This window comes from Kitasatospora sp. NPDC091207 (genome assembly GCF_044768625.1).
Classification (GTDB): domain Bacteria; phylum Actinomycetota; class Actinomycetes; order Streptomycetales; family Streptomycetaceae; genus Kitasatospora.
This window is the reverse complement of sequence record NZ_JBIVVS010000007.1, coordinates 1-24946: the sequence shown is the minus strand read 5'-3', so window position 1 is coordinate 24946 and position 24946 is coordinate 1. Positions and strand designations below refer to the sequence as shown.

General features: G+C 73.8%; 24 protein-coding genes and 1 riboswitch. Of the genes, 10 read left to right on the top strand and 14 right to left on the bottom strand.

The window, feature by feature from the left end:
* Positions 1–162: 162 nt before the first annotated feature.
* The gene (locus tag ACIQTO_RS14640) at positions 163–798 is read left to right on the top strand and encodes an NAD(P)-dependent oxidoreductase (RefSeq protein ID WP_402387822.1); all 636 of its coding nucleotides are present in this window, start codon (positions 163–165) and stop codon (positions 796–798) included.
* A gap of 79 nt (positions 799–877) precedes the next feature.
* Here ACIQTO_RS14640 and ACIQTO_RS14635 read toward each other — a convergent pair whose 3' ends face one another.
* Positions 878–1564, bottom strand: coding sequence for a hypothetical protein (locus tag ACIQTO_RS14635; RefSeq protein WP_402387819.1), 687 nt, complete (start codon positions 1562–1564; stop codon positions 878–880).
* Between the two features lie 505 nt (positions 1565–2069).
* On the opposite strand from ACIQTO_RS14635, the gene ACIQTO_RS14630 reads away from it, so the two are divergent.
* A complete protein-coding gene (locus ACIQTO_RS14630) occupies positions 2070–4625 on the top strand; it encodes a helicase-associated domain-containing protein (RefSeq protein WP_402387816.1) in 2556 nt (851 codons plus the stop codon).
* Between the two features lie 43 nt (positions 4626–4668).
* On the opposite strand, the gene ACIQTO_RS14625 is transcribed toward ACIQTO_RS14630, so the two are convergent.
* Complete coding sequence (locus ACIQTO_RS14625; protein ID WP_402387814.1) at positions 4669–4929, bottom strand: hypothetical protein; 261 nt, start codon at positions 4927–4929, stop codon at positions 4669–4671.
* Positions 4930–5032: 103 nt separating this feature from the next.
* Here ACIQTO_RS14625 and ACIQTO_RS14620 point away from each other — a divergent pair, with 103 nt between their 5' ends.
* Both ACIQTO_RS14620 and ACIQTO_RS14615 read left to right on the top strand, forming a co-directional pair.
* Positions 5033–5443 carry a hypothetical protein gene (locus ACIQTO_RS14620; protein ID WP_402387811.1) on the top strand — a complete coding sequence of 137 codons (411 nt, stop codon included), beginning with the start codon at positions 5033–5035 and terminating at the stop codon, positions 5441–5443.
* A gap of 82 nt (positions 5444–5525) precedes the next feature.
* Positions 5526–7163, top strand: a complete 1638-nt coding sequence (locus ACIQTO_RS14615; protein ID WP_402387809.1) for a DNA repair helicase XPB — start codon at positions 5526–5528, stop codon at positions 7161–7163.
* A gap of 66 nt (positions 7164–7229) precedes the next feature.
* Here the strand turns inward: ACIQTO_RS14615 and ACIQTO_RS14610 are convergent, their stop codons facing one another.
* Complete coding sequence (locus tag ACIQTO_RS14610; RefSeq protein WP_402387806.1) at positions 7230–7415, bottom strand: hypothetical protein; 186 nt, start codon at positions 7413–7415, stop codon at positions 7230–7232.
* 299 nt (positions 7416–7714) lie between these two features.
* Here ACIQTO_RS14610 and ACIQTO_RS14605 point away from each other — a divergent pair, with 299 nt between their 5' ends.
* Positions 7715–9766, top strand: coding sequence for a HelD family protein (locus ACIQTO_RS14605; RefSeq protein WP_402387804.1), 2052 nt, complete (start codon positions 7715–7717; stop codon positions 9764–9766).
* Positions 9767–9856: 90 nt separating this feature from the next.
* Here the strand turns inward: ACIQTO_RS14605 and ACIQTO_RS14600 are convergent, their stop codons facing one another.
* From ACIQTO_RS14600 to ACIQTO_RS14590, 3 genes are read right to left on the bottom strand one after another with little or no spacing between them, the layout of a single operon-like run.
* Positions 9857–10543 carry a copper homeostasis protein CutC gene (locus ACIQTO_RS14600; RefSeq protein WP_402387801.1) on the bottom strand — a complete coding sequence of 229 codons (687 nt, stop codon included), beginning with the start codon at positions 10541–10543 and terminating at the stop codon, positions 9857–9859.
* Positions 10544–10598: 55 nt separating this feature from the next.
* Positions 10599–11537, bottom strand: coding sequence for a hypothetical protein (locus tag ACIQTO_RS14595; RefSeq protein WP_402387798.1), 939 nt, complete (start codon positions 11535–11537; stop codon positions 10599–10601).
* The gene (locus ACIQTO_RS14590; RefSeq protein ID WP_402387795.1) at positions 11534–11881 is read right to left on the bottom strand and encodes a PadR family transcriptional regulator; all 348 of its coding nucleotides are present in this window, start codon (positions 11879–11881) and stop codon (positions 11534–11536) included. The genes ACIQTO_RS14595 and ACIQTO_RS14590 overlap by 4 nt, the downstream gene beginning before the upstream one ends.
* Before the next feature lie 90 nt (positions 11882–11971).
* Between ACIQTO_RS14590 and ACIQTO_RS14585 the strand changes: the two genes are divergently transcribed.
* The gene (locus ACIQTO_RS14585) at positions 11972–12625 is read left to right on the top strand and encodes a hypothetical protein (RefSeq protein WP_402387792.1); all 654 of its coding nucleotides are present in this window, start codon (positions 11972–11974) and stop codon (positions 12623–12625) included.
* A 138-nt stretch (positions 12626–12763) separates the two neighbouring features.
* On the opposite strand, the gene ACIQTO_RS14580 is transcribed toward ACIQTO_RS14585, so the two are convergent.
* The 5 genes from ACIQTO_RS14580 to thrC form a co-directional block, all read right to left on the bottom strand.
* Entirely contained in the window at positions 12764–13126 is a 363-nt protein-coding gene (locus tag ACIQTO_RS14580; protein ID WP_402387789.1) for a hypothetical protein, read from the bottom strand.
* Between the two features lie 97 nt (positions 13127–13223).
* Positions 13224–14846 (bottom strand): chaperonin GroEL, encoded by a 1623-nt coding sequence (gene groL, locus ACIQTO_RS14575; protein WP_402387786.1) that lies wholly within the window; start codon positions 14844–14846, stop codon positions 13224–13226.
* Between the two features lie 426 nt (positions 14847–15272).
* Positions 15273–15476 (bottom strand): cold-shock protein, encoded by a 204-nt coding sequence (locus tag ACIQTO_RS14570; protein WP_030289665.1) that lies wholly within the window; start codon positions 15474–15476, stop codon positions 15273–15275.
* A gap of 601 nt (positions 15477–16077) precedes the next feature.
* The gene (locus tag ACIQTO_RS14565) at positions 16078–16356 is read right to left on the bottom strand and encodes a ubiquitin-like small modifier protein 1 (protein WP_380575920.1); all 279 of its coding nucleotides are present in this window, start codon (positions 16354–16356) and stop codon (positions 16078–16080) included.
* 39 nt (positions 16357–16395) lie between these two features.
* Positions 16396–17676: a threonine synthase gene (thrC, locus tag ACIQTO_RS14560; RefSeq protein WP_402387783.1), complete on the bottom strand. Its 1281-nt coding sequence runs from the start codon at positions 17674–17676 to the stop codon at positions 16396–16398.
* A gap of 17 nt (positions 17677–17693) precedes the next feature.
* Positions 17694–17825, bottom strand: a riboswitch (SAM riboswitch).
* Between the two features lie 149 nt (positions 17826–17974).
* Between thrC and ACIQTO_RS14555 the strand changes: the two genes are divergently transcribed.
* Positions 17975–19003, top strand: a complete 1029-nt coding sequence (locus ACIQTO_RS14555) for a glucosyl-3-phosphoglycerate synthase (RefSeq protein ID WP_402387780.1) — start codon at positions 17975–17977, stop codon at positions 19001–19003.
* Positions 19004–19070: 67 nt separating this feature from the next.
* A complete protein-coding gene (locus ACIQTO_RS14550; protein WP_402387777.1) occupies positions 19071–20558 on the top strand; it encodes a trehalose-6-phosphate synthase in 1488 nt (495 codons plus the stop codon).
* Positions 20559–20608: 50 nt separating this feature from the next.
* Here the strand turns inward: ACIQTO_RS14550 and otsB are convergent, their stop codons facing one another.
* Both otsB and ACIQTO_RS14540 read right to left on the bottom strand, forming a co-directional pair.
* A complete protein-coding gene (otsB, locus tag ACIQTO_RS14545) occupies positions 20609–21451 on the bottom strand; it encodes a trehalose-phosphatase (protein ID WP_402387775.1) in 843 nt (280 codons plus the stop codon).
* A gap of 112 nt (positions 21452–21563) precedes the next feature.
* On the bottom strand, positions 21564–21803 hold the full coding sequence (locus ACIQTO_RS14540) for a DUF3263 domain-containing protein (protein WP_402387772.1): 240 nt from the start codon (positions 21801–21803) through the stop codon (positions 21564–21566).
* 104 nt (positions 21804–21907) lie between these two features.
* Here ACIQTO_RS14540 and ACIQTO_RS14535 point away from each other — a divergent pair, with 104 nt between their 5' ends.
* A complete protein-coding gene (locus tag ACIQTO_RS14535; protein ID WP_380575906.1) occupies positions 21908–22252 on the top strand; it encodes a cupin domain-containing protein in 345 nt (114 codons plus the stop codon).
* Positions 22253–22315: 63 nt separating this feature from the next.
* Here ACIQTO_RS14535 and ACIQTO_RS14530 read toward each other — a convergent pair whose 3' ends face one another.
* Positions 22316–23587 carry an extracellular solute-binding protein gene (locus ACIQTO_RS14530; RefSeq protein WP_402387769.1) on the bottom strand — a complete coding sequence of 424 codons (1272 nt, stop codon included), beginning with the start codon at positions 23585–23587 and terminating at the stop codon, positions 22316–22318.
* Positions 23588–23901: 314 nt separating this feature from the next.
* Between ACIQTO_RS14530 and ACIQTO_RS14525 the strand changes: the two genes are divergently transcribed.
* Positions 23902–24849, top strand: a complete 948-nt coding sequence (locus tag ACIQTO_RS14525; protein ID WP_402387766.1) for an ROK family protein — start codon at positions 23902–23904, stop codon at positions 24847–24849.
* Positions 24850–24946 lie beyond the last annotated feature (97 nt).

Here is a 24946-nt window from a genome sequence, read left to right as displayed (position 1 = left end):
CACTTGATTTCAGTCATACAGTCTGTCTGAATGAATGGCAAGGCCGACGGCACCGCGCCCCGACGCCGAGGACCCGCGCCGGGAACCCCGACCCGAGGCCCTGAAGCCCGAAGCCCGCAGCCCCGAACCCCAGCTCCGAACCCCAGCTCCGAGGAGGACTCAATGAAGCTCGCCGTCGTGGGCGCCGCCGGACGCACCGGCCGCCTGGTCGTCGACCTCGCCCTGGCCGCCGGGCACACCGTCACGGCGGTGGCCCGCACACCCGACCGGTTACCGCCCTTCGCGCACGGCACCCCGCGCATCGCACAGGCCGACGTCAGCCGGCCCGGCTCCCTGCTCGAACCGCTGGCCGGCCAGGACGCCGTGGTCTCGGCCCTCGGCACCACCGGCCGGACGGCCACCACCGTCTTCTCGGACGGCGCGCGGGAGCTGGTGGCCGCCGCCCGGGCCGGCGGGGTGGGGCACCTCGTGGCGATGTCCTCGGCCGGGCTGGAGACCGACCACCTCCCCTTCGCCCAGCGGGTCGTGACGCGCCTGGTGGTCGACCGGCTCTACCGGGAGATCCACCACGACCTGACCCGCATGGAGGCGATCCTGAGCACCTCCGACACCGCCTGGACGGTCGTCCGCGCGCCGATGCTCAAGGACGGCCCGGCCTCGGCCGACCCACGGGTCTCCTTCGGCCTCCCACTGCCCGGCGCCGGCACCGCCACCCGGGCCACGGTCGCCACCTGGATCGTCCGGCACCTGGGCGCCACGGCGACGTTCCGCCGCCGGATCAGCATCGCCGACGGCTGACCCTCCCCCGTCGGGCCGCCGTCACCACCGGCCGACACTCACCCACCCGGCCAGCCCTCCCCGCGCGTCGGCGAAAGGCTCAGCCCTGCGGCTGCGCACGCCGCTTCACCGCCATGGCCAGCAGGAACACCGCCGACAGCACCGCCGCGAGCCGGATCACGCCGGGGGCGGCCGACCAGGCGATCTCGCCGGCCGGCTGGCCGGGCTGGAGGCCCCCGCCCCAGCGGCCCTGCGCACGGCCCCAGTACCAGAGGCTGGTGCCGCTGATCGTCGCCAGCGGGATGCCGAACACGGCGAACTTCCTGGTCAGATCGCTCAGCTGGCGCGACATGTAGCCGAGGGCCCAGCCCACCAGCATCACCACGACCTGGCCGCTGACGGCGCCGCCGACCAGCGTCACCGAGGCGAGCAGCAGCAGCGGGGACGGGCGGCGGCCGGCCGCCGCGGCCGGCTTCGGGGGCTCGCCGGCGGGCTCGGGCCGCGCCTTCCCCCGGCCGCCGCCCCCGGCCTTCGCCTTGCCGCGGGCCTTCCGGCCCTTGGCCGGGGCGGGCTCGGCGGGCGGCTCGGCGGGCGGCTCGGCCTCGGTGTCCGCCGCCGCCTCCTCGCCGTCCGTCCGCTGCTCCGGGATCGGCTTGATCGCCGCCCCCGGGCCGTCCGAGAAGTTGAGCATCACCAGATCCCAGCCGCCCGCGTCGGCGGACGCGTACAGCTGCGGCGGCGGCAGGGCGTCCGGGTCCGCCGGCGCGTCCCGGACCGACTCCGTCACCCACGGCGAGCCCGGGTCGCCCGGCCCGGCCGACGCCCTCGGCCGCGGCGGGGAGGACGGCGGGGAGGACGGGGCAGGGGGCGCGGGCGGCGGGGAGGACGGGCGCGGGGGCGCCACGGGCGCGCCGGCCGCGTACACACTGTCCCCGTCCGCCGAGCCACCGGCGTCACCACCGCCCGTGCGGCCACCACCGCCGGAACCGCCCGCACCACCACCCGACGGCTCGCTCCACGGCCCGCGCTTGCGCCACCACTCGCCGTCCGCCATCACCCAGCACCCCGCCTCGCCCGAGCCCGTCCCCGAAGACCTCGCAGGACCCCGCGGGTCTCCGCCGATCCGCGCGGATCCCCGCCGATCGAGACGCTACCCACCCGGCCCCCGCCCACGCGAGCCCGTCCCGTCCTCCGGCCACGCCGGCCGACCGCCGCGACCACCCCGCCCACCGGCACAACCACCCTCCGACGACGGATCCCCACCGACACCCGACCCGACTAACCTAGGTCGAATGACCACACAGCAGGGCCCCCAACGCACCGCCAAAGCGCCCACCGGCCCCCGCACCCTCGCCGAGGAGCTCCGCAGCCGCGCGGACGACGACCTCGCCGCCCTGCTCCGGTCCCGCCCCGACCTGCTCAACCCCGTCCCCGGCGACCTCACCCAGCTCGCCGCCCGGCTCTCCTCCCGCGCCTCCGCGCTGCGCGCCCTGGAGCGGCTGGACCGCTTCACCCTCCAGGTCGCCGAGGCCCTGGCCGCCGCGCCCGACGGGGCCTCCCCGGCCACCGTGCGCACCCTGCTGACCGGCCCCGCCAAGGTCAAACCGCACCCGGGCGCCACCCCGCTGAGCACCGCCGACCGGGCCGCCGTCGCCGCCGCCCTGCCCCGCGCCCTCACCACCCTGCGCGACCGCGCCCTGCTCTGGGGCCCCGACAACGGACTGCGGCTGGTCATCGCGGCCCGCGAGGCGCTGGCACCGACCGCCGCCAACCCGGGCCGCACCGGCCTCGGCCCGACGCTCGCCGACGCGACCGCCGGCATGTCCCCGGCCCGGATCCAGCAGTTGCTGGTCTCCGCCGGGCAGCCCGCCACTCCCGACCCGGTCACCGCCGTCGCCGCGCTCGCCGCCCTGCTCACCGACCGCGCCCGGTGCGACGCCCTGCTCGCCACCGCCCCCGAACCGGCCCTTCGCCTGCTGGACCGCCTGGTGTGGGGCCCGCCCACCGGCACCGTCCCGGACGCCACCCGCCCGGTCACCGCCGAGGACGCGCAGAGCCCGGTCGAATGGCTGCTGGCCCGCGGTCTGCTGCTGCCGAGCAGCCCCGGCAGCGTGGTGCTGCCCCGGGAACTCGCGCTGCACCTGCGCGGCGGCCGTACCCACCGCCTGGTCGAGCCCGTCCAGCCCGAACCGGCCCCGGCCGGCGCCCCGCGCGATCCCCGGGCCGTGGACAGCGCCGCCGCCGGGCAGGCGTACACCGCCGTCCGGACCGTCGAGGAGCTGCTCGACCTCTGGGGCCTCAACCCGCCGCCGACCCTGCGCGCCGGCGGCCTCGGCGTCCGCGACCTCAAGCGCACCGCCCAGGCCCTGGAGAGCACCGAGCAGCAGGCCGCGTTCTGGCTCGAACTCGCGTACACCGCCGGGCTGCTGGCCCCCGACGGCGAGGCCGACGAACGCTGGTGCCCCACCCCGGCGTACGACACCTGGCTCCAGCGGGACACCGCCGACCGCTGGGCCCTGCTGGCGGCCGGCTGGCTGGCCGCCACCCGCGTCCCGGCCCTCGCCGGCGGCCCGGACGGCAAGGGCAAGCCGCGCGCCGCCCTGGGCCCCGAACTCGACCGCACGCTGGCCCCGTCCGTACGCCGCGCCGCCCTCGCCCTGCTCGCCGAGCTGCCGCCGGGCACCCCCGCCACCGCCGACGAGCTGCTGCCCACCCTGCGGTGGCAACGCCCGCTGCGCGGCGGGCCGATCACCGCCCAGCCCACCACCACCGGTCACCCCACCGGCACCGCGCCGCACCCGGCCGACGGCCAGGGGCGCGACCTCCGGGACGACCTCACGACCTGGACCCTCGCCGAGGCCGAACTGCTCGGCATCACCGGCCGCGGCGCACTCGCCGCCCCGGCCCGCGCGCTGCTCACCGCCGAGGCCGACCCGGCCGAGGTGCTCGCCCCGCTGCTGCCGCGGCCGCTGGACCACGTCATCCTCCAGCCGGACCTCACCGCGATCGCCCCCGGCCCGCTGCTCACCCCGCTCGCCCAGGCGCTCGCGCTCTGCGCCGACATCGAGTCCAAGGGCGGCGCCACCGTCTACCGGTTCACCCCCGAGTCGGTCCGCCGGGCCCTCGACGCCGGCCGCGGCGCCGCCGACCTCCAGGCCTTCCTGGAGCAGCACTCGCGCACGCCCGTCCCGCAGCCGCTCAGCTACCTGATCGACGACGTGGCCCGCCGGCACGGCATCCTGCGGGTCGGCGCCGCCTCCTCGTACCTGCGCTGCGACGACCCGGCGCTGCTGAGCGAGGTGCTGGCCGACCGGCGCTCCGCCGACCTGCGGCTGCGCCTGCTCGCCCCGACGGTGCTGGCCGCCCAGGCCGCGCCCGACCTCCTGCTCGCCACCCTGCGCACCATGGGCTACGCGCCCGCGGCCGAATCCGCCGAGGGCGACGTCCTGATCACCCGCCCGGACAGCCACCGCACCCCGCCGCGCGCGGCCCCCACGCCGGTGCCGGACGGCCCGCCGACGCCCGACGACACCCTGCTCGCCGCCGCCGTCAAGGCCGTCCGGGCCGGCGACCGCGCCGCCACCGCCGTCCGCCGCGAGCCCGCGCCCGACCCGGGCCGGCTCCCGCGCACCGCGGCGGCCGAGACGCTCGCCTCGCTCCAGACCGCCGTCCTGCTCGGTGAGCGGATGTGGATCGGCTATCTGAACGCCGAGGGCATCGCCAGCCAGCGCATCATCGACCCGGTCAAGGTCGAAGGCGGCTTCGTCACCGCCTTCGACCACCATGCCGACGAGCTCCGGACGTTCGCCCTGCACCGGATCACCGGCGTGGCGGAGCTGGAGGAGTAGCGCCCGGCCCGGACGGTACCCCGCTGGTCAGCGGCCGCCCGCGTCAGTGCCCCTGCTTGGCGGCCTGCTCCTTCGCCTTCTCCTGCATCGCCTTGTCCGCCAGCTTCGCGAGGTCCCCCTGGCCGATCGGCATGCTGCCGCCGCCGACCGTGTCGGCCAGCAGGAAGGCGGGGGCGGCCATCAGGCCGCCCGGGCCCTCGCCGATGCCCGCGAGGGCGTGGGCGGAGCCGGCGGAGGAGGCGGTCGCGGCGAAGGCCGAACCGAGGAGGGCGAGAGCGGTGAGGGCGCGCTTCGACTTGTTCATGCCCGGCACAACGACCGACCGCTCCCCCGGTCACTGCCCCCGGTTGACGATCCGGTCGTACCCGGCGTACTCCGGAAGGAGGGGGACCGCGAAGGGAGTCATCGTGCTCGGCAACCAGATAGTCACCCAGACCAGCAAGGACACCGGCCGGCGGGTGCTGGCCACCACGGACGGCGTGCCCCCCGTGGTCGAGGTCTCGTTCGAGGCGACCGGCGAGGTACTCGGCGTCGGGGTCAAGGAGTTCGCCACCTACGAGTCGCAGGTGCGCTCGGACGGCACGCTGTTCGGTGAGGGCCAGGGCGTGGGCATGAGCGAGCGCGGCGAGACCTACAGCTGGCACGGCAGCGGCATCGGCCGCTTCACCGGCCCCGGCGGCGCCATGGCCTGGCGCGGGGCGGTCTTCTTCGAGAGCCAGTCCGAGTCCTTCGCCCAGCTCAACGACACCGTCGGGCTCTTCGAGTACGACACCGACGGCGGCGGCACCGGCAAGGTCACCGTGCACGAGTGGAAGTAGGCTCCCGGGTTCCCGGCGGAATGCGCGACACTGGAGGGTCTGCGTCCCGACAGACCTGTCAGCCAGTGGAGGGCTTCCCCGCGTGAACGACGGACCGCTCATCGTCCAGAGCGACAAAACTCTTCTTCTGGAGATCGACCACCCCAAGGCCTCCGACTGCCGTCGCGCCATCGCGCCGTTCGCCGAACTGGAGCGCGCGCCCGAGCACGTGCACACCTACCGGATCACCCCGCTCGGGCTGTGGAACGCGCGTGCCGCCGGACACGACGCCGAGCAGGTGGTCGACGCCCTGGTCACCTACTCGCGCTACCCGGTGCCGCACGCGCTGCTGGTGGACGTGGCGGACACCATGGCCCGCTACGGCCGGCTCAAGCTCACCAAGCACCCGGTCCACGGTCTGGTGCTCTCCACCACCGACCGGCCCGTGCTGGAGGAGGTGCTGCGCTCCAAGAAGGTCGCCCCGCTGGTCGGCGCCCGGGTCGATCCGGACAGCGTCGTCGTGCACCCCTCCGAGCGCGGCCAGATCAAGCAGGTGCTGCTCAAGCTCGGCTGGCCGGCCGAGGACTTCGCCGGGTACGTGGACGGCGAGGCGCACCCCATCGAGCTGGACCAGAACGGCTGGCAGCTGCGCCCCTACCAGGCCCAGGCCGTCGAGGGCTTCTGGCACGGCGGCTCGGGCGTGGTCGTGCTGCCCTGCGGCGCCGGCAAGACGCTGGTCGGCGCCGCGGCGATGGCCGAGGCCAAGTCGACCACGCTGATCCTGGTCACCAACACCGTCTCGGCGCGCCAGTGGAAGCACGAACTGGTCAAGCGCACCTCGCTCACCGAGGACGAGATCGGCGAGTACAGCGGGACGCGCAAGGAGATCCGCCCGGTCACCATCGCCACCTACCAGGTGATGACCACCAAGCGGAAGGGCGTCTACGCCCACCTGGAGCTCTTCGACGCCCGCAACTGGGGCCTGGTCGTCTACGACGAGGTCCACCTGCTGCCCGCGCCGGTCTTCAAGTTCACCGCCGACCTCCAGGCCCGCCGCCGGCTCGGCCTGACCGCCACCCTGGTCCGCGAGGACGGCCGCGAGGGCGACGTCTTCTCGCTGATCGGCCCCAAGCGCTTCGACGCCCCCTGGAAGGAGATCGAGGCGCAGGGCTACATCGCGCCCGCCGACTGCTGCGAGGTCCGGGTCACCCTCACCGACTCCGAGCGGCTCGCCTACGCGACCGCCGAGCCCGAGGAGCGCTACCGGTTCTGCGCCACCACCGCGACCAAGCGCCGGGTGGTGGAGGCGCTGGTCAAGAAGCACGAGAAGGACCAGACGCTGATCATCGGTCAGTACATCGACCAGCTCGACGAGCTCGGCGAGGTGCTGAACGCGCCGGTGATCAAGGGCGAGACCAGCAACGCCCAGCGCGAGAAGCTGTTCGAGGCCTTCCGGACCAAGGAGATCAGCGTCCTGGTCGTCTCCAAGGTCGCCAACTTCTCCATCGACCTGCCCGAGGCGACCGTCGCCATCCAGGTCTCCGGCACCTTCGGCTCCCGCCAGGAGGAGGCCCAGCGGCTCGGGCGCGTGCTGCGCCCCAAGGCGGACGGCCACTCGGCGCACTTCTACTCGGTGGTGGCCCGCGACACCGTCGACCAGGACTTCGCCGCCCACCGCCAGCGCTTCCTGGCGGAGCAGGGCTACGCCTACCGCATCATCGACGCGGACGACGTGCTCTGACCGGGCCGTGACCGGGCCGTTCCGGGCTGCTCCGGTCCCCGGCCCGGCTGTCCCGGCCGGGAACGCTCAGTACTTGACGCCGTCGCGCCCGAGGAAGACCACGCGCGCGGCGGTGTCGAGGGCGATGCCGACATTGCGGACGGCCGTGGTCAGCGGGCTTCGGCGGCGGCCGGGGCCGGCCGCGGCGGTGGCCCCGGCGGGGGCGGACTTCTGGGACGGCACTCGCGGCGCCGTGATGTGTACGGTGCTCATGTCTTCCACGGTAGTTTCCGGGCGCACCGGACACATCACCCCAAAGGCCGTACCGGGCAGGACGTAAGTCGTCCTCCAGGTGTACGGGGGCCCCGAAGCCCCGAGCCGGGGCCTCGGGGTGGAACCCCGAGGCCGTCGGGTCTAGGATCATTCGTCTGCCCCCTCCCGAACCGTGGTACCTGCTGAGTCGCGCAGGCAGCCGGGGGAGGCGCCGTCCGTTCGGCAACCGGTCGGCTGTACCCACCGTGAGCTCCAACGATCCGCTGCGCCCGCATCCGGGGCAGCCGGGAAGGTTCGCTGTGCCCGCCACCCCCACCACCGACCCCCTCCAGCGCGAACGCGACCATCTGGCCGCCTCCCGGGCCGCGCTGCGGACGATGCGCGAGGACGTCGAGTCCCTGGACATCAGCGACGTGACCGGTACCTGGGTCACCGCCGTCATCCTCCACCAGCAGATCGAGGCCCGGATCGCCGCCCTGGCCGACCTCTCGCACACCCCGCTCTTCTTCGGCCGCCTCGACTACCTGCACGCGATCAGCGAGGAACTGTCCGAAGGGTCCGGCGGGGAGAACTTCTACATCGGCCGCCGGCACGTCCACGACGCCGCCGGCGACCCGATGGTGATCGACTGGCGCGCGCCGGTCTCCCAGCCGTTCTACCGGGCCAGCCGCACCGCGCCGATGGACGTCGAGCGCCGCCGCCGCTTCGGCTACACCGGCGGCGAGCTGACCGCCTACGAGGACGAGCACCTCACCGACCCGGCCGAGACGGACACCTCCTCCGCGCTGCTCGCCGCCGAGATCGAGAAGCCCCGCGTCGGCCCGATGCGCGACATCGTCGCCACCATCCAGCCCGAGCAGGACGAGATCGTCCGCGCCGACATCACCGGCACGGTCTGCGTCCAGGGCGCCCCCGGCACCGGGAAGACCGCCGTCGGCCTGCACCGCGTGGCGTACCTGCTGTACGCGCACCGCGAGCGGCTCGCCCGCACGGGCACCCTGGTGATCGGCCCGAACAACGCCTTCCTCTCCTACATCGAGCAGGTGCTGCCCGCCCTCGGCGAGCTGGAGGTGGCCCAGGCCACCGTGCAGCAGCTGGTGGCGCACGTCGAGGTGCGCGCCGAGGACACCGCCGAGGCGGCCCGGCTGAAGGGCGACGCCCGGATGGCCGAGGTGCTGCGCCGCGCCGTGCGCTCGGGCATCGGCACGCCCACCGAGCCCTGCGTGGTGGTGCGCGGCTCCCGCCGCTGGCGGGTGCCGGTGTACGAGCTCACCGAGATCGTCGAGGAGCTGAAGGGCCGCGACATCCGCTACGGCGCGGCGAGGGACGCCCTGCCGCAGCGGATCGCGCACGCCGTGCTGCTGAAGATGGAGCAGGGCGGCGAGGCCCCGGACGACCGGGTGCAGGACGCGGTGGCCCGCAACGCGGCGGTCAAGGCCACGGTCAAGGAGTGCTGGCCGCTGGTCGAGCCGGCCAAGCTGGTGCACCGGCTGCTCTCCGACCCGGAGTTCCTGGCGCGCTGCGCGGCGGGCGTCCTCACCCCCGAGGAGCAGCGCGCGGTGCTCTGGACCAAGCCGGGCCGCTCGGTAAGGACCGCCCGCTGGACGCCGGCCGACGCCGTCCTGGTGGACGAGGCGACCGACCTGGTGCAGCGCACCGCCTCGCTCGGCCACGTGGTGCTGGACGAGGCGCAGGACCTCTCCCCGATGCAGTACCGCGCGGTCGGCCGCCGCTGCAGCACCGGCTCGGCGACCGTCCTCGGCGACCTCGCCCAGGGCACCACGCCCTGGGCGACGGCGAGCTGGCCGGAGGCGCTGCGCCACCTGGGCAAGCCGGCCGCCCACGTCGAGGAGTTGACCAAGGGTTTCCGGGTGCCCGAGGAGGTCATCGCCTACGCCTCCCGGCTGCTGCCCGCGATCGCCCCCGGCCTCGCCCCGGCGAGTTCGGTCCGTGCGGCGCCCGGCTCGCTGACGATCCGCCGGGTCGCGGCCGGGGAGCTGGAGCGGGCGGTGGTCGAGGCCTGTCACCGGGCGCTGGAGCACGAGGGCTCGACCGGTCTGATCGCCGCCGACGCCCGCCTCCCGCGGCTCGCCGAGGCCCTGACCGCGGCCGGTCTGCCGTACCTCTCCCCCGGCGCCGAGACCAGCGCCGAGGCCCGGCTGACCCTCGTGCCGGCCTCGCTGGCCAAGGGTCTGGAGTACGACTACGTGGTGCTGGACGAGCCGGCCGCGGTGGTCGCCGGCGAGCCGGACGAGCGGACCGGCCTGCGCCGCCTGTACGTGTCGCTCACCCGTGCCGTCTCCGGCCTGGCGGTGCTGCACGCCGAACCGCTGCCCGAGCAGCTGGGCTGACACATGGGGAGGGGACCGGCGGGCGAACCGCCGGTCCCCTCCACTCCGAGCTGCCGGCCACCGATCACTCAGCCGTCGGCGCTCTCACGCTCAGCCATCGATCAGCGACCGCCATTCGGCGACCTTGGAGGCGTCCACCGGGGACTGCCATCCGTCGACCCGGACCGCGCCGCCGACGTGGAAGGCGTCGAAGCCCGCCGCCCGCAGGCCCGGGAGGTGCTCGGCCCGCAGGCCGCCACCGATCAGGATCCGCTGCCCGTACCCGGGCTCGCCCGCCTTGGCCAGCTCGGCCGAGAGCACCTCCCGGCCGGCGTCCACCCCGCCGGCCGCGCCCGAGGTGAGGAAGGTGTCCAGTCCGGGCAGCGCGCCGACGGCCGCGCGGACGGCGGCCCGGTCGGCGCTGTGGTCGATCGCCCGGTGGAACGTCCAGCGGCAGCCCGCCACCGCGTCGGCGACGGCCCGGGTGGCCGCGAGGTCGACGGCGCCGTCGGCCGTCAGGAAGCCGAAGACGAACTCGTCGGCCCCCTCGGCCCGCAGCGCGGCGGCGCGGGCCCGCAGCTCGTCCAGGTCGCCCGGCGCGAAGCCGTCCCGGACCCGCAGCATGACGCGCAGCGGCAGCTCCACGGCGGCACGGATCTTGGCGAAGTCCTCGACCGACGGGGTGAGCCCGTCGGCGGCCATGTCCGTGACCAGTTCGAGCCGGTCGGCGCCGCCCGACTCGGCGGCCTGGGCGTCCTGGGGCGTCAGCGCGATGACTTCGAAAATTGGTCTAGACATATCAGACAGCCTGCCACATCCCGAAGCCCCGGGCGAGACCCGTGCGGCCGATCGGTCACGCCCCCGACCGGCGCATGCTCTCCAGGCCACGCCAGCCGAGCCCGCCCACCGCCACGAACGCGGCGCCGGCCCCGCCGACCGCCAACAGGTTCCAGATCCCACCGGCCGACTCCCAGAGGCTGAAGAGGCTGAACGCGACGGTCAGCGGCAGCACCGCCAGGCCGATCGCCGCCGGCACCAGCCATCCGCGCGCCGCGGTGGCCACCAACAGCAGCGGACCCATCAGCAGCAGGCCGGCCCACGGGTCGTTCATCAGGTAGCGGGTGTCGTAGCCACCCTGCGCCGCGACCACCAGCAGACCGCCGACCGTTCCCAGCGGCACCAGCGCCCCGGTCCGCCAGGTCGGCCGGCCCAGCAGATCGCCCGGCGCGAGGAGCACCAGCAGACCGGACAGCACGAACGGCAGCGCGGACGTGGAGCTGTAGAGGACCCACCACGCGTCGGCGTGCCCGATCGAGAGGGAGTCCGCCAGGTTCAGCAGACCGACACCGATCACCGCCGCCGAGAGGACCCGCGCCGCCGTCCACTGCCCCAGCGCGGCCGCCACGGCCAGCAACAGCGTGGCCACCGGCGCCGCGAACAGGGCCAGCACCATCAGCAGCGAGGACCGCGGGCCGTCGAGCTTCCAGGCGATCAGGTCCGGGTTGCTGATCCACGGGAAGAGACCGGCTCCCGCGGCGGTGCCCGCCACCAGCGGAACGGCCAGCGCCAGCAGCCGCCCGGCCGTCGAGGCCGAGGTCAGCCGGGCCCGCAGCCGCAGCCCGTACGCGGCGAGGTCCAGCGTCTCCCGGATCAGGGTGGGCTTGTCCGCCTCCGCCGTGCTGTCGGCGAAGACGGCGGCCAGCTCGTCACCGCGCTCACGGCGGTAGCGGGCCGGGTAGAACTGGAGCGCCGCCCGCAGCGCGACCGGGCGGTCGATGGTCTGGGTGTTCACGCGAAGGCCCCCATGATCCTCGGCAGGATGACGGAGAGCCGGCGCTCGGCCTCGGAGGCGACGGCGCGCAGCCGCCCCGCCTCGGCCGCCAGCGCGGCACGGCCGGTCCTGGTCAGTGCGTAGCTGCGCCGGGCCCGGCCGTCGACGACCTCTTCGGCGGCGACCTCGATCAGGCCCTGCTGGAGCAGCCGGTCGAGCGCGCCGTAGAGCGTGCCGGTGCGCATCTTCACCCGGCCCTCGGAGATCGCGGAGACCTCCTGGATGAGCGCGTAGCCGTGTCTGGGCGCATCGGCCAGCGCGGTGAGCAGAAGCAGCGTCGGCTCCTGCATGGCTCGTTCTGTCATGTGACTACATATATCGTCAAACTACCTATAGGTCCAGTGGGCCCGCCGGACGAAGGCCCCCGCACGGCCGGGACCCGCCAGAATGAGCCCATGCCGAACCAGCCCGCCGCACCCGTCCCGGCCGACCTGCTCGCCGACTGGACCGCCCTGCTCCGCCGCTGCGGCGCCGACGCCGACCCCCTGCCCTACGGTCGCGACCTGCTGGGCCGCTGGGCCGAACCGCAGCGCCGCTACCACACCGTCGACCACCTGCGGGCGGTGCTCGGCCACGTGGACACGCTCGCCGGGCACTCCGACGACCCGGACACCGTCCGGCTGGCCGCCTGGTTCCACGACGCGGTCTACCGCCCGGACCGCTCCGAGAACGAGGAGCGCAGCGCCGCCCTCGCCGTCCGGGCGCTCACCGAGGCGGGGCTGTCCGGACGGCGGACCGCCGAGGTCGCCCGCCTGGTCCGGCTCACCGTCACCCACCGCCCCGAGCCCGGTGACCGCGACGGCGAGGTGCTCTGCGACGCGGACCTCGCCGTCCTCGGCGGCGACCCGCGGGCGTACACCGCCTACGCGGCCGCGGTCCGCGAGGAGTACGGCTTCGTCCCGGAGCCGGACTTCCGCGCCGGGCGCGCGGACATCCTGCGCCGGCTGCTGGCGCTGCCCGCGCTCTACCGCACCCCCACCGCCCACGAGCGCTTCGACGCCCCGGCCCGCGCCAACCTGGCGGCCGAGCTCGGCCGGCTCGAAGGCTGACCGGGGCGGCGGACCGGGGCCCGCAGGCCCGGCGCACGAAGGCGCCCCACGAAGGACCGCCTCACGAGGGCAGCCCGCCTCAGGACACACGAAGGCCCGGCCCCGGCGCACGAGACGCCGGGGCCGGGCCGGTCGCGATCAGGTGAGTTCGCCGACGGGCGCCACCACCGCCGCCGCCTTGCCGCAGACCCAGTGCGGCTCCGGCCCGAGCTCGGGCTCGACGCCGAGCGCGTGCGGGTCCCCGTCGGCCGCGCAGGAGGTGCAGAGCGGCCAGCGGCCGTAGGCCTCCAGCAACGCGTCCTGGACGTCCTGGGCGACCAGCCCGAGGACGTAGTCGGCACCGTCCGGCCACTGTTCGAGCCACCACCGGCGGTGCGTCACCGCGTTCTCCACCAGCGACACCACGGCGGCGTCGGCCACGTCGCGGGCGGTCAGGTCGGCCAGGATCAGCGCCCGCGCGTTGTGCAGGGCGGTCTCGATGTCGTCAGCGGTGGCAGCCATCCGCCCATTGTCCCAAAACGGGGCCGGACACAACGCCGCACGGGCGGCTCCCCGAGGGGAACCGCCCGTGCGATCGGGAAACGACCGATCCGGAGGATCAGAAGTCCATGTCACCGCCCGGCATGCCGCCGCCGGCGGCCGCGGCGGCCTTCTCCGGCTTGTCGGCGATGACGGCCTCGGTGGTCAGGAACAGCGCCGCGATGGAGGCGGCGTTCTGCAGCGCGGAACGGGTGACCTTCGCCGGGTCGATGATGCCCTCGGCGATGAGGTCGACGTAGGTGTTGGTGGCGGCGTTCAGGCCGTGACCGGCGGGGAGGTTGCGCACCTTCTCCACCACGACACCGCCCTCGAGGCCGGCGTTGGTCGCGATCTGCTTGATCGGGGCCTCCAGCGCCACGCGGACGATGTTGGCACCGGTGGCCTCGTCGCCCTCCAGCTCCAGCTTGTCGAACGCGACACCGGCCTGCAGCAGCGCGACGCCACCACCGGCGACGATGCCCTCCTCGACGGCGGCCTTCGCGTTGCGGACGGCGTCCTCGATGCGGTGCTTGCGCTCCTTGAGCTCCACCTCGGTGGCCGCGCCGGCCTTGATGACGGCCACGCCGCCGGCCAGCTTGGCGAGGCGCTCCTGGAGCTTCTCGCGGTCGTAGTCCGAGTCGCTGTTCTCGATCTCGGCACGGATCTGGTTCACGCGGCCGGCGACCTGGTCGCTGTCGCCGCCACCGTCGACGATGGTGGTCTCGTCCTTGGTGATGACCACCTTGCGGGCGGTGCCCAGCAGGTCGATGCCGGCGTTCTCCAGCTTGAGGCCGACCTCCTCGGAGATCACGGTGCCACCGGTGAGGATGGCGATGTCACCGAGCATGGCCTTGCGGCGGTCGCCGAAGCCCGGGGCCTTGACGGCGACGGACTTGAAGGTGCCGCGGATCTTGTTCACGACCAGGGTCGACAGGGCCTCGCCCTCGACGTCCTCGGCGATGATGACGAGCGGCTTGCCGCCCTGCATGACCTTCTCCAGCAGCGGGAGCAGGTCCTTGACCGAGCCGATCTTGGAGTTGGCGATGAGGATGTACGGGTCCTCGAACGTCGCCTCCATCCGCTCCAGGTCGGTGGCGAAGTAGGCGGAGATGTAGCCCTTGTCGAAGCGCATGCCCTCGGTGAGCTCGAGCTCCAGGCCGAAGGTGTTGCTCTCCTCGACGGTGATGACACCTTCCTTGCCGACCTTGTCCATGGCCTCGGCGATGAGCTCGCCGATCTGGGTGTCGGCGGCCGAGATGGAGGCGGTGGCAGCGATCTGCTCCTTGGTCTCCACCTCCTTGGCCTGGGCCAGCAGCTCGTCGGAGACGGCCTTGACGGCCTTCTCGATGCCGCGCTTCAGGGCCATCGGGTTGGCGCCGGCGGCGACGTTGCGCAGACCCTCGCGAACGAGCGCCTGGGCCAGCACGGTGGCGGTGGTGGTGCCGTCACCCGCGACGTCGTCGGTCTTCTTGGCGACCTCCTTGACGAGCTCCGCGCCGATCTTCTCGTAGGGGTCCTCGAGCTCGATCTCCTTGGCGATGGAGACACCGTCGTTGGTGATCGTGGGAGCGCCCCACTTCTTCTCCAGCACGACGTTGCGGCCCTTGGGGCCGAGCGTGACCTTCACCGCGTCGGCGAGCTGGTTCATGCCACGCTCAAGGCCGCGGCGAGCTTCCTCATCAAAGGCGATGATCTTGGCCATCAGAAGTGGTCCTCCGGGACACGGTCGACTGCTCGGACCAAGGGGTGCCCGCGACGGACGGCCCTGGTGTGCGGGGGTCCTTTCCCCTACCGCTCCCGGGGGCCTCACCGACCCGGTCCGCTGTCACTCTCACACTGTGAGTGCTAACGCCAATGATTAGCACTCCGGGTAGGCGAGTGCAAGCCCAATCGCCCAAACCGCGAGCCGCGCCCACCCCCGCCGACCGCCCCCGCGCGGCCGCCCCAGGCCTCCCGGCGCCCCTGCGGCGCCCCTGCGGCGGCCCCGCGCCGGGCAGCGCCGGGGCCCTCCCCGGACCCCGCGCCGGACACGCCGACGGGCCCGCACGACATGTGTCGTACGGGCCCGTCGTGAAGCAAGAGGCGCACCAGCCGATAGGGCCGAGCCGAACTCCTGGGGTCGGAAAGGTCAGACCGCGGCGCGGACCATGTCCGCCTGCGGGCCCTTCTGCCCCTGAGAGATCTCGAACTCGACCCGCTGGCCCTCCTCAAGGGTGCGGTAGCCGTCCATCTGGATCGCGCTGTAGTGGACGAAGACGTCCGCACCACCGTCGACCGCGATGAAGCCGTAGCCCTTCTCCGCGTTGAACCACTTGACGGTGCCCTGAGCCATTCCGAACTCCCCTAGTGCTGTGCTGGCCCTTCACGCGCCCGCAGGTCGCGGGCCCGGGTCTGGTTGAGGCCGGCCCGGGGAACCCCCCCTGGGCGCAGCCGTGCACGCCGCGATCCTCCGCGGAGACCACCGGAAGGCATCCGGTGAGCGGGTGATTGCGTCGACCGCGGCTGAATGTATCCGGATCGACGCCCTCTGCAACAGGGCCAACCACCGGGAATTCAGGTGGCCCCCCGAGGGACAGGGCGGGCCAAAGCGGGAGGAAATCGGCATTTCACGCCGGACATAGCGGACGAATTACTCAAATACCTTCGAGAATTCTGACATCGGCCTGACATGTTTCACGGTCACGGCCCCGGCGCCGGTCTCAGCGGCCGGACAGACACCGGCGGTGCGGGCGCGGACGGATTCGAGTACCGGAGCGAGGGGGAGGGGGCGGCCCTCTTCCCGGACAAGCGACACTCTACTCCCCCGGACCGGGAAATATTCCCGCCGGAATGCGACCAGGCCGCCCGCGCGTACGAAGAACGGAATTCCGTACGCGCGAACGGCCTGGTCGAAACGGCCCGGCCGGTGAACGGCCAGGTCGGAAAGGGACGGATCAGCAGCCGCCGGCCACCGCGGGAATGATCGAGACGCTCGCGCCGTCCTTGATCTCGGTCGCCAGACCCTCCGCGAACCGGACGTCGTCGTCATTGACGTAGACGTTCACGAAGCGGCGCAGCTTGCCGGCGTCGTCCAGGATCCGGGCGGCGATCCCGGCGTGGTTCTTCTCCAGGTCGGCGATGACGTCGCCCAGGGTGGCGCCCTCGGCGGCCACCTCGGCGGCACCGCCGGTGTAGGTGCGCAGGATGGTCGGGATGCGGACGGTGGCGCTCATGGGGGTCTCCTCGGGCGGAACGACGGGGCTGCGGGTGGGTCAGGCGGACGCGAGGCCGGCGTCGCGGAACGAGGCCAGCGTCGGGCGGATGACGGCGGTCATCCCGGAGTCGGAGACGGCGTCCAGCGTCTTCAGGCCGTCACCGGTGTTGATCGCGACGGTCTCCTTGGCCGGATCCAGCTGCCCGGTCTCCACCAGCTTCTTCAGCACGCCGACGGTCACCCCGCCCGCGGTCTCGGCGAAGATGCCCTCGGTCCGGGCCAGCAGCTTGATCGCGGCCACCACCTCGACGTCGGTGACGTCCTCGACGGCCCCGCCGGTGCGGCGCGCGATGTCCAGCACGTACGGGCCGTCGGCCGGGTTGCCGATCGCCAGCGACTTGGCGATGGTGTCCGGCTTGACCGGCCGGATCACGTCCTGGCCGGCCTTGAAGGCCGCCGAGACCGGCGAGCAGCCCGCCGCCTGGGCACCGAAGATCCGGTACGGGCGGTCCTCGACCAGGCCCAGCCTGATGAGCTCCTGCAGGCCCTTGTCGATCTTCGTCAGCTGCGAACCCGAGGCGATCGGGATGACGATCTGCTCCGGCAACCGCCAGCCGAGCTGCTCGCAGATCTCGTACGCCAGCGTCTTGGAGCCCTCGCCGTAGTACGGGCGCAGGTTGACGTTGACGAAGCCCCAGCCCTCACCGGCCGGGTCCCCGATCAGCTCCGAGCAGAAGCGGTTCACGTCGTCGTAGTTGCCCTCGATGCCGACCAGCTCGCCGCCGTAGACACCGGCCATGACGACCTTGCCCTGCTCCAGGTCGTGCGGGATGAACACGCAGGACTTGAAACCGGCCCGCGCCGCCGCCGCGCCCACCGCACCGGCCAGGTTGCCGGTCGAGGAGCAGGACAGGGTGGTGAAGTCGAACGCCCGCGCCGCCTCGATCGCACAGGCGACCACGCGGTCCTTGAACGAGTGCGTCGGGTTGCCCGAGTCGTCCTTGATGTGCAGCTGGGCGGTGAAGCCGAGCTCGCGGCCCAGGTTGTCCGCCTTCACCAGCGGGGTCCACCCCGGGTTGAGGTTCGGCTTGCCGGCGACATCGGCCGGGACGGGCAGCAGCGGCGCGTAGCGCCAGATCGACGCCGGACCGGCCTCGATCCGCTTGCGGAGCTCCTCCGCACCCTCGCTGCCGAAGTCGTAGGCGATCTCCAGCGGCCCGAAACACTCCACACAGGCGAAGCTGGGACCGAGCGGGAACCGGGTACCGCACTCCCGACAGGACAGTGCGACGGCGGGGCCGAGATCAACGGTGGCGGGTGCGGCGGTGTCGATAGCCATGATGGCGGAGGCCTCTCTCCTCATCTTCCCCGTGACGCGGGCGCGCCACAGGACGGAATTGGCACCTGTCCCGCCGGGGCCGAAGCCTGCCGTGCGAGAAGGTTGCCGGGACGTCAACGGGCCGTTCCCTCAGTCCCTCTGGATGAGCTCTGTGAAGTTGTGGTCCTGCTCAGCGGTGACCCCGGCGTGCGAAGGTCCGATCGCTGTACGAAGACTGTATCCGAAGGCGTCAACCCTGAACGGGACCGTCCGCCACGCGAGATGCCCCGTCCCACCCCGATCCGCCGAGGAGTGCTCCGTGCCCGCCGAACCGACTCCCGCGCTCCTCCCGAAGGCGGCGTCCTGGCTGCGCCGCCGCTCGTGGAGCGCGGCCGACCGCCCGGTGCGCGCCCTGCTGGAGGCCAAGCGGGCGGCGGGCCCGGCCGGCACCGTCAGCGTGGTGCTGCCCGCCCTGGACGAGGAGGCCACCGTCGGCGACATCGTCCGCACCGTGCGCCGCGAGCTGATGGAACGCCTGCCCCTGGTCGACGAGCTCGTCGTCGTCGACTCCGGATCCGTGGACGGCACCGCCGCCGCGGCCGCCGGGGCGGGCGCCCGGGTGGTCCACCGGGACGACATCCTGCCCCGGCTGCCCGCCGCCCCCGGCAAGGGCGAGGTGCTCTGGCGCTCGCTGCTGGTCACCAGCGGCGAGATCGTCTGCTTCGTCGACGCCGACCTCCGGTCCTTCGACCCCGCGTTCGTCTCCGGCATCATCGGCCCGCTGCTCACCGAGCCGGACATCCAGCTGGTCAAGGCCATGTACGACCGCCCGCTCGAAGTGGCGTCGGGCGGCCCGGACGCCGCCGTCGTCCCCTCCGGCGGCGGGCGGGTCACCGAGCTGGTCGCCCGCCCCCTGCTCAATCTGCACTGGCCGGAACTCGCCGGTTTCGTGCAGCCGCTCGGCGGCGAGTACGCGGCCCGCCGCTCGCTCCTCGAACGGCTGCCGTTCCCCACCGGCTACGGCGTCGAACTCGGCCTCCTGGTGGACGCCCTGGAGTTCGCCGGCCTGGACGCCCTCGCCCAGGTGGACGTGGGCGTACGCCACCACCGCCACCAGGACGGCCAGGCACTCGGCCGGATGGCCGCCACCATCTACCGCACCGCCCTGGAACGCCTCGACCGCACCCACCGGCTGAAGGCCTCGGCCGACCTGGTCCACCCGCTGCTCACCCAGTTCACCCGCGACCCGCGGACCCGCGCCTTCACCGCCCACACCCACCCGGTCACCGCCGTGGAACGGCCCCCGATGCACACCGTCCCCGAGTACGCGAACCGCCACCTCGGTTAGGTCCGGGGCCACGGCCGGAAACCACGGTGGGGGTTTGCCGACCCGGACCCACGGCAACATGCCAACCATGGGCGATCTCACGACCGAACGTTCGAGTGCGACCGGTTCCGCCGCCGTACTGGTGGCCTCCAACCGGGGACCGGTGTCGTTCAGCACCGGGGACGACGGCACCCTGACCCTGCGCCGGGGCGGCGGCGGGCTGGTCTCGGGGCTCTCCGCGATCGACGACCCGCACGCCGTCTGGGTCTGCGCGGCACTGGGCGAGGCCGACCGCCGCGCCGCCCGGGAGGCCCCGGACGGCCGCCTCGACCGCGCCGGCCACGAGGTCGGCGGACAGGCCGTCCGGATGCTCGACATCGACCCGGACACCTTCGCCCGCGCCTACAACGGCGTCGCCAACTCGACCCTCTGGTTCGTCCACCACCTGCTCTACGCCACCCCGACGGCCCCGTCCTTCGGCGCGGAGTTCCGCGCCGAGTGGCAGGCCTACACCGCCTACAACACCGCCTTCGCCGAGGCCCTCGCCGCCGAGGCCGCGCCCGGGGCCGCGGTGCTGATCCAGGACTACCACCTCTCGCTGGCACCGGCCCTGCTCCGGGCCGCCCGCCCCGACCTGCGCATCGGCCACTTCTCGCACACCCCGTGGGCCCCGCCCGAGTACTTCCGGCTGCTGCCGGACGACGTGGCCGCGAGCGTGCTCACCGGCATCCTGGGCGCCGACCGGGCCGGCTTCCTCACCCGCCGCTGGGCCCTCGCCTTCGCCGACTGCTGCGAAGCCGTCCTCGGTGCCACCGTCGACCGCGACGCCCTCACCGTCACCCTCCCCCGGTCCCCGGCCGGCCCGGGCCGCACCACCCGGCTCGGCGTCCACGCCCTGGGGGCCGACGCCGACTTCCTGCGCGAACGGTCCCACCGCCCGGACGTCGACGAGCGCCTCGCCACCCTGCGCGAGGCCGTCGGCGGGCGCCGCACCGTCGTGCGGGTCGACCGCACCGAGCTGAGCAAGAACATCGTCCGCGGCTTCCAGGCCTACCGGCACCTGCTCCGCACCCGCCCCGAATGGCGGGACAACGTCGTCCACATCGCCTTCGCCTACCCCTCCCGCACCGACCTCGCCGAGTACCGCGCCTACACCGCGGAGGTCGAGCGGCTCGCCGCCGAGATCAACGCGGAGTTCGCCACCCCCGGCTGGCAGCCGCTGATCCTGCACGTCGACGACGACTTCCCGCGCTCGCTCGCGGCCTACCGGCTGGCCGACGTCGCCCTGGTGAACCCGATCCGGGACGGCATGAACCTGGTCGCCAAGGAAGTCCCGGTGGTCTCCGACCAGGGCTGCGCCCTGGTGCTCTCCCGGGAGGCGGGCGCCCACGCCGAGCTGGCCGAGGACGCCCTGACGGTCAACCCCTACGACGTCATCGCCACCGCCGAGGCCCTGCACACGGCGCTCACCATGCCCGCCGGCGAGCGCGCCGACCGCACCAAGCGCCTCGCCGCCGCCGCGACGGCGCTGCCGCCGCAGCAGTGGTTCCTCGATCAGCTGGCGGCCCTGGGCTGACCGCCGCCGCGCCGGCCGGCGTCACCGGCCGGCGCGGCGACCACCGAGCGTCACCGGCCGCCGAGCGCCGCTCCGAGCGCCACCAGCAGCTCCACCACGCCGGCCGGGCCCGCGACCACCAGGTCGGCCCGGTCGGCGAGTTCGCGCACCGGCGCGTCGCCGTCGACCGTCCCGCTGCACACCAGCAGGCCGGCCAGGCCCTCCCCCCGCAGCTTCTCCACCGCCGCGAAGGCCGCCACGTCGCCGAGGTCGTCACCCGCGTACAGCACCGCCCGGGCAGCCCGCTCGCGCAGGAAGCCGGTCAGCGCGGCCCCCTTGTCCACGCCCGGCGGGCGCAGCTCCAGCACCAGCCGGCCCGGCTCCACCACCAGCCCGTGCTCGGCGGCGAGCGCCGCCACCGGCCCGCGCAGCAGCTCGAACGCCTCCTCCGGTGCCTCCGTCCGCCGGGTGTGGACGGCCACCGAGCGCCCCTTGTCCTCCACCCACGTCCCCGCGGGCGCCCCCGCCCGCGCCAGTGCGCCGTCCAGCGCGGCCCGCGCCGCCGCCACTCCGGGGTGCGCCGGCGGGGCCGTCAGCTCGCCGTTCTCCCAGCGCTCGGCCCCGTAGTGCCCGAGCACCACCAGGCCCTCGACGGCGGCGAGGCCCCCGTACTCCACCGCCAGGGCCGCCGGCCGACCGGTCACCACCACGATCGCCCCGACCCCGGGGGCCAGCCCGGCCAGCGCGGCCGCCACCCCCGGATGCGCCCGTGCCTCGCCCGGATCCGCCACGATCGGTGCCAGCGTGCCGTCGAAGTCGAGCGCCACCACCGCCTCCCGGGGCGCCCGGAGGATCGCCTCCAGCCCCGTCCGCCCGGCCTCGGTCCCCGGCTTCGCCATCTCCTCAAGAGCCATGTCCGGACCCTACCCAGCCTCCCGGGCCCGACCCTCCCGCGCGCGCCCGAACGGCCGCGCGGGCCGAACGGGCCCGGGCGGGGCACCCGCCCCGGGCACTACCGGGCCGGGGCTACCGGGCCGCCCGCCGGGCCTCGCGGACCCGCCGCAGCCGGTTCACCAGCACCGGCGCGTGCGCCAGCGCCTCCGGCCGGTCCAGCAGGGCGTTCAGCAGCTGGTAGTACCGCGTGCCGGAGAGCCCCAGCTCCTCCCGGATCGCCCGCTCCTTGGCCCCGGCCGTCCGCCACTGCCGGCCCTCCAGCTCCAGCACCGCCGCGTCCCGCTCGTCGAGCCCGTCCGCACCCGCACCCATCCGCGCTCCACCTCCGTCCACCGCTACGGAGTGTCATTCTCCCCCGGGGACCCGACACACCTTGCGCCCCCCGCCGCTCCCGCGCCCGGGTTAGCGTCAGCCCCATGACGCCCAGCTTCGCCGTGCACATCCCGACCGCCGACCTCGAACCCGATCCGCTCGACCCGGCCCAGATCGTCTCCGGCACTCCCGAGGTCTCCGGCCGGGTGCTCTCCGAGTCGGCCGACGGCCGGCAGCTGCGCGGGATCTGGCAGATCACCCCCGGGGTGGTCACCGACGTCGAGGCCGACGAGATGTTCGTGGTGCTCAGCGGCCGGGCCACCGTCGAGATCGACGGCGGCCCGACCCTGGAGGTCGGTCCGGGCGACTGCGCCGTGCTGCGGGCCGGGGACCGCACCACCTGGACGGTGCACGAGACCCTCCGCAAGGCCTACGCCATCACCCTCTGAGCCACTCCGAAGCACTCCGAACCACCCACCGACCTCCGCACCCGCCGGCCGGCCCGGGATCCGTCACTTGCGGACCCGGGCCGCCTCCTTCACCGCGGACTCCTGGAGCCCCTCCAGCACCTGCTTGGCGTCGCCCGTCACGGCCCCGCCGATCCCCGTCTTGATCCGGTTACTGACGTCCGCCCAGGCCGGGTCCCCGAACGGGTAGAAGCTCGCGTTGGTCAGCCCGGTCGCGAACTGCTTGAGGTCCTCGTGCCTGCCGCCCTTGGTGATCTCGGTGAAGGCGTCCTGGGTGACCGGCAGCAGGTTGTAGGTCTCGTCGAACTTGAGCTGGTTGTCCTTGGCGTACACGAAGCTCAGGAACTTCCGGATCTCGTTGCGGTGCCCGTTCGCCTTGAAGGCCATCATCCAGTCGGCCACCCCGAGGCTGCCGGTCTTCGCCAGCCCGTCCTTCTTCGGGATCGGCGCCGTCCCGAAGTCGATCTTCCCCTTGGCGGCCATCCGCAGCAGCGTCGGGTGCCCGTTCAGCATCGCGACCTTCCCGGCCGCGAAGTCGGTGAACATCGGCGTACGGTTGGTCTTCCCCGGGTCGGGGTTGGTCAGCTTGGTGTCGACCAGGTTGGTCCGCAGCCAGTTGAAGGTGGCCTGGTTCTCCGCGCTGTCGATGGTGTAGTTGCCGACGTCGTCGGAGAGGCTCCCGCCACCGCTCAGCGTCCACAGCATCGACTCGGCCGGGGCCTCCTCGGGGCCGAGCGGCAGCCCGTACGGGGTGACCCCCGGCACCTTGGCCTTGATCTTCTCGGCGGCCTGCCGGAGCTCGTTCCAGGTGGCCGGCGGCTGGGTGATCCCGGCCTTCTGGAAGACCGCCTTGTTGTAGAAGAGCACCCGGGACGAGGAGACGAACGGAATGCCGTACTGCGTCCCGAGCACCTGCCCGGCGTGCGCGAACGACTCCATGATGTTGGCCTGGGTCTCCAGCGAGAGCACGTCCCCGGCCGGGTACAGCCGGTCCGCCACCGCCTGGTCGGCGAAGCCGCCGGTCTGCAGCAGGTCGGGCGACTTGCCGCCGGCCACCAGGTCGTCGACCCGCTTGCCGATGTCGGTCCAGCTCGTCACCTCGACGTCGATCCGGATGTCCGGGTTGGCGGCCTCGAAGCGCCGGGCGACATCGTCCCAGTACAGCTTGGAGCTGGTGCCCGCGTCCTCGCCGTAGTCGGCCGCCACCAGCTTGAGGGTCACGGTCTTGTCGTCCTGGCCGCCGCAGCCGGTGAGCAGCAGCGCTCCGGCCAGCGCGGTGCCGAGCAGCCGGGTGGGGGCCTGGGCGCGCCTGATCAACGCGGGTACCGCCTTCTGGGGGTGAAAAGCGAGCGGGGGAGCCGGACGGGGGGAATCCGGCAGGGGGGAGGCGGCCACACTGCCAAACGCACTGCACAGTGGTCCACACCTGTGGGCCGTCCCCGCCGGGTAGTTATCGAAGTGCGGAGGTCATTGCACGATGCGCAATGGAACGACGCCGGAACCGCCCCCTCCCGGACCCCGCAAAGTGCCGCACACCACATGGTTCTGCGACAAAGCTCACCTACTTTGGACCAGACCAATCCAACAACTGGACTAGACCTCTCCGACCCAGCCAAGGGAAACTGTCCTCCGTGAAGCACGTCATCGCACTCGATGTAGGCGGCACCGGCATGAAAGCCGCGCTGCTCGCCCAGGACGGCTCCGTGCTGTTCGAAGCACGCCGACCGACCGGGCGGGAGCACGGCACTGATGCCGTCGTCGCCGCCATCCTCGACTTCGCCGCCGATCTGGCGGACGAGGGCCGCGGCCGCTTCGGCGTCGCCCCGCTGGCGGCGGGCGTCGCCGTCCCGGGGACGATCGACGAGGAGAACGGCATCGCGGTCTTCTCCGCCAACCTCGGCTGGCGGGATCTGCCGCTGCGCGAGCTGCTGGGCGAACGCCTGGCCGGGGCGGGCGGTACGACGATGCCGGTCGCCCTCGGCCACGACGTACGCTCGGGCGGCCTCGCCGAGGGCCGCCTGGGCGCCGGGCGGGGTGTGGAGCGCTTCCTGTTCATCGCGCTGGGCACCGGCATCGCCGGCGCCATCGGCATCGGCGGCCGGATCGAGGCCGGCGCCCACGGCTACGGCGGCGAGATCGGCCACGTCGTGGTCCGCCCCGGCGGCCCGCGGTGCGGCTGCGGCGCCCGGGGCTGCCTGGAGACCCTCGCCTCCGCCTCCGCCGTCTCCCGTGCCTGGGCCGAGGCCAGCGGGGACCCCGACGCCGACGCGGCATCCTGCGCCGTCGCGGTGGACGCCGGGGACCCCCGCGCGGTCGCGGTCTGGCAGCACGCGGTGGACGCCCTCGCCGACGGCATCGTGCTCGCCCAGAGCCTGCTCGACCCGTCCACGGTGATCGTCGGCGGCGGGCTCGCCGAGGCCGGCGACACCCTCTTCGTCCCCCTGCGCACAGCGGTCTCCGAGCGGCTGACCTTCCAGATGCCCCCCGAGGTCGTACCCGCCATGCTCAAAGACACCGCCGCGTCCCTGGGCGCGGGCCTGCTCGCCTGGGATCTGCTCTCCATGGAGGTGACCGCGTGACCACCGCGCGAATCGAATCGGCGGCCCGGCCCGCGGGCATCGCCCTGACCGGTGCCCGGCTGGTCCTGCCGGGCGGTGTCGTCGAGGGCGACCGCCT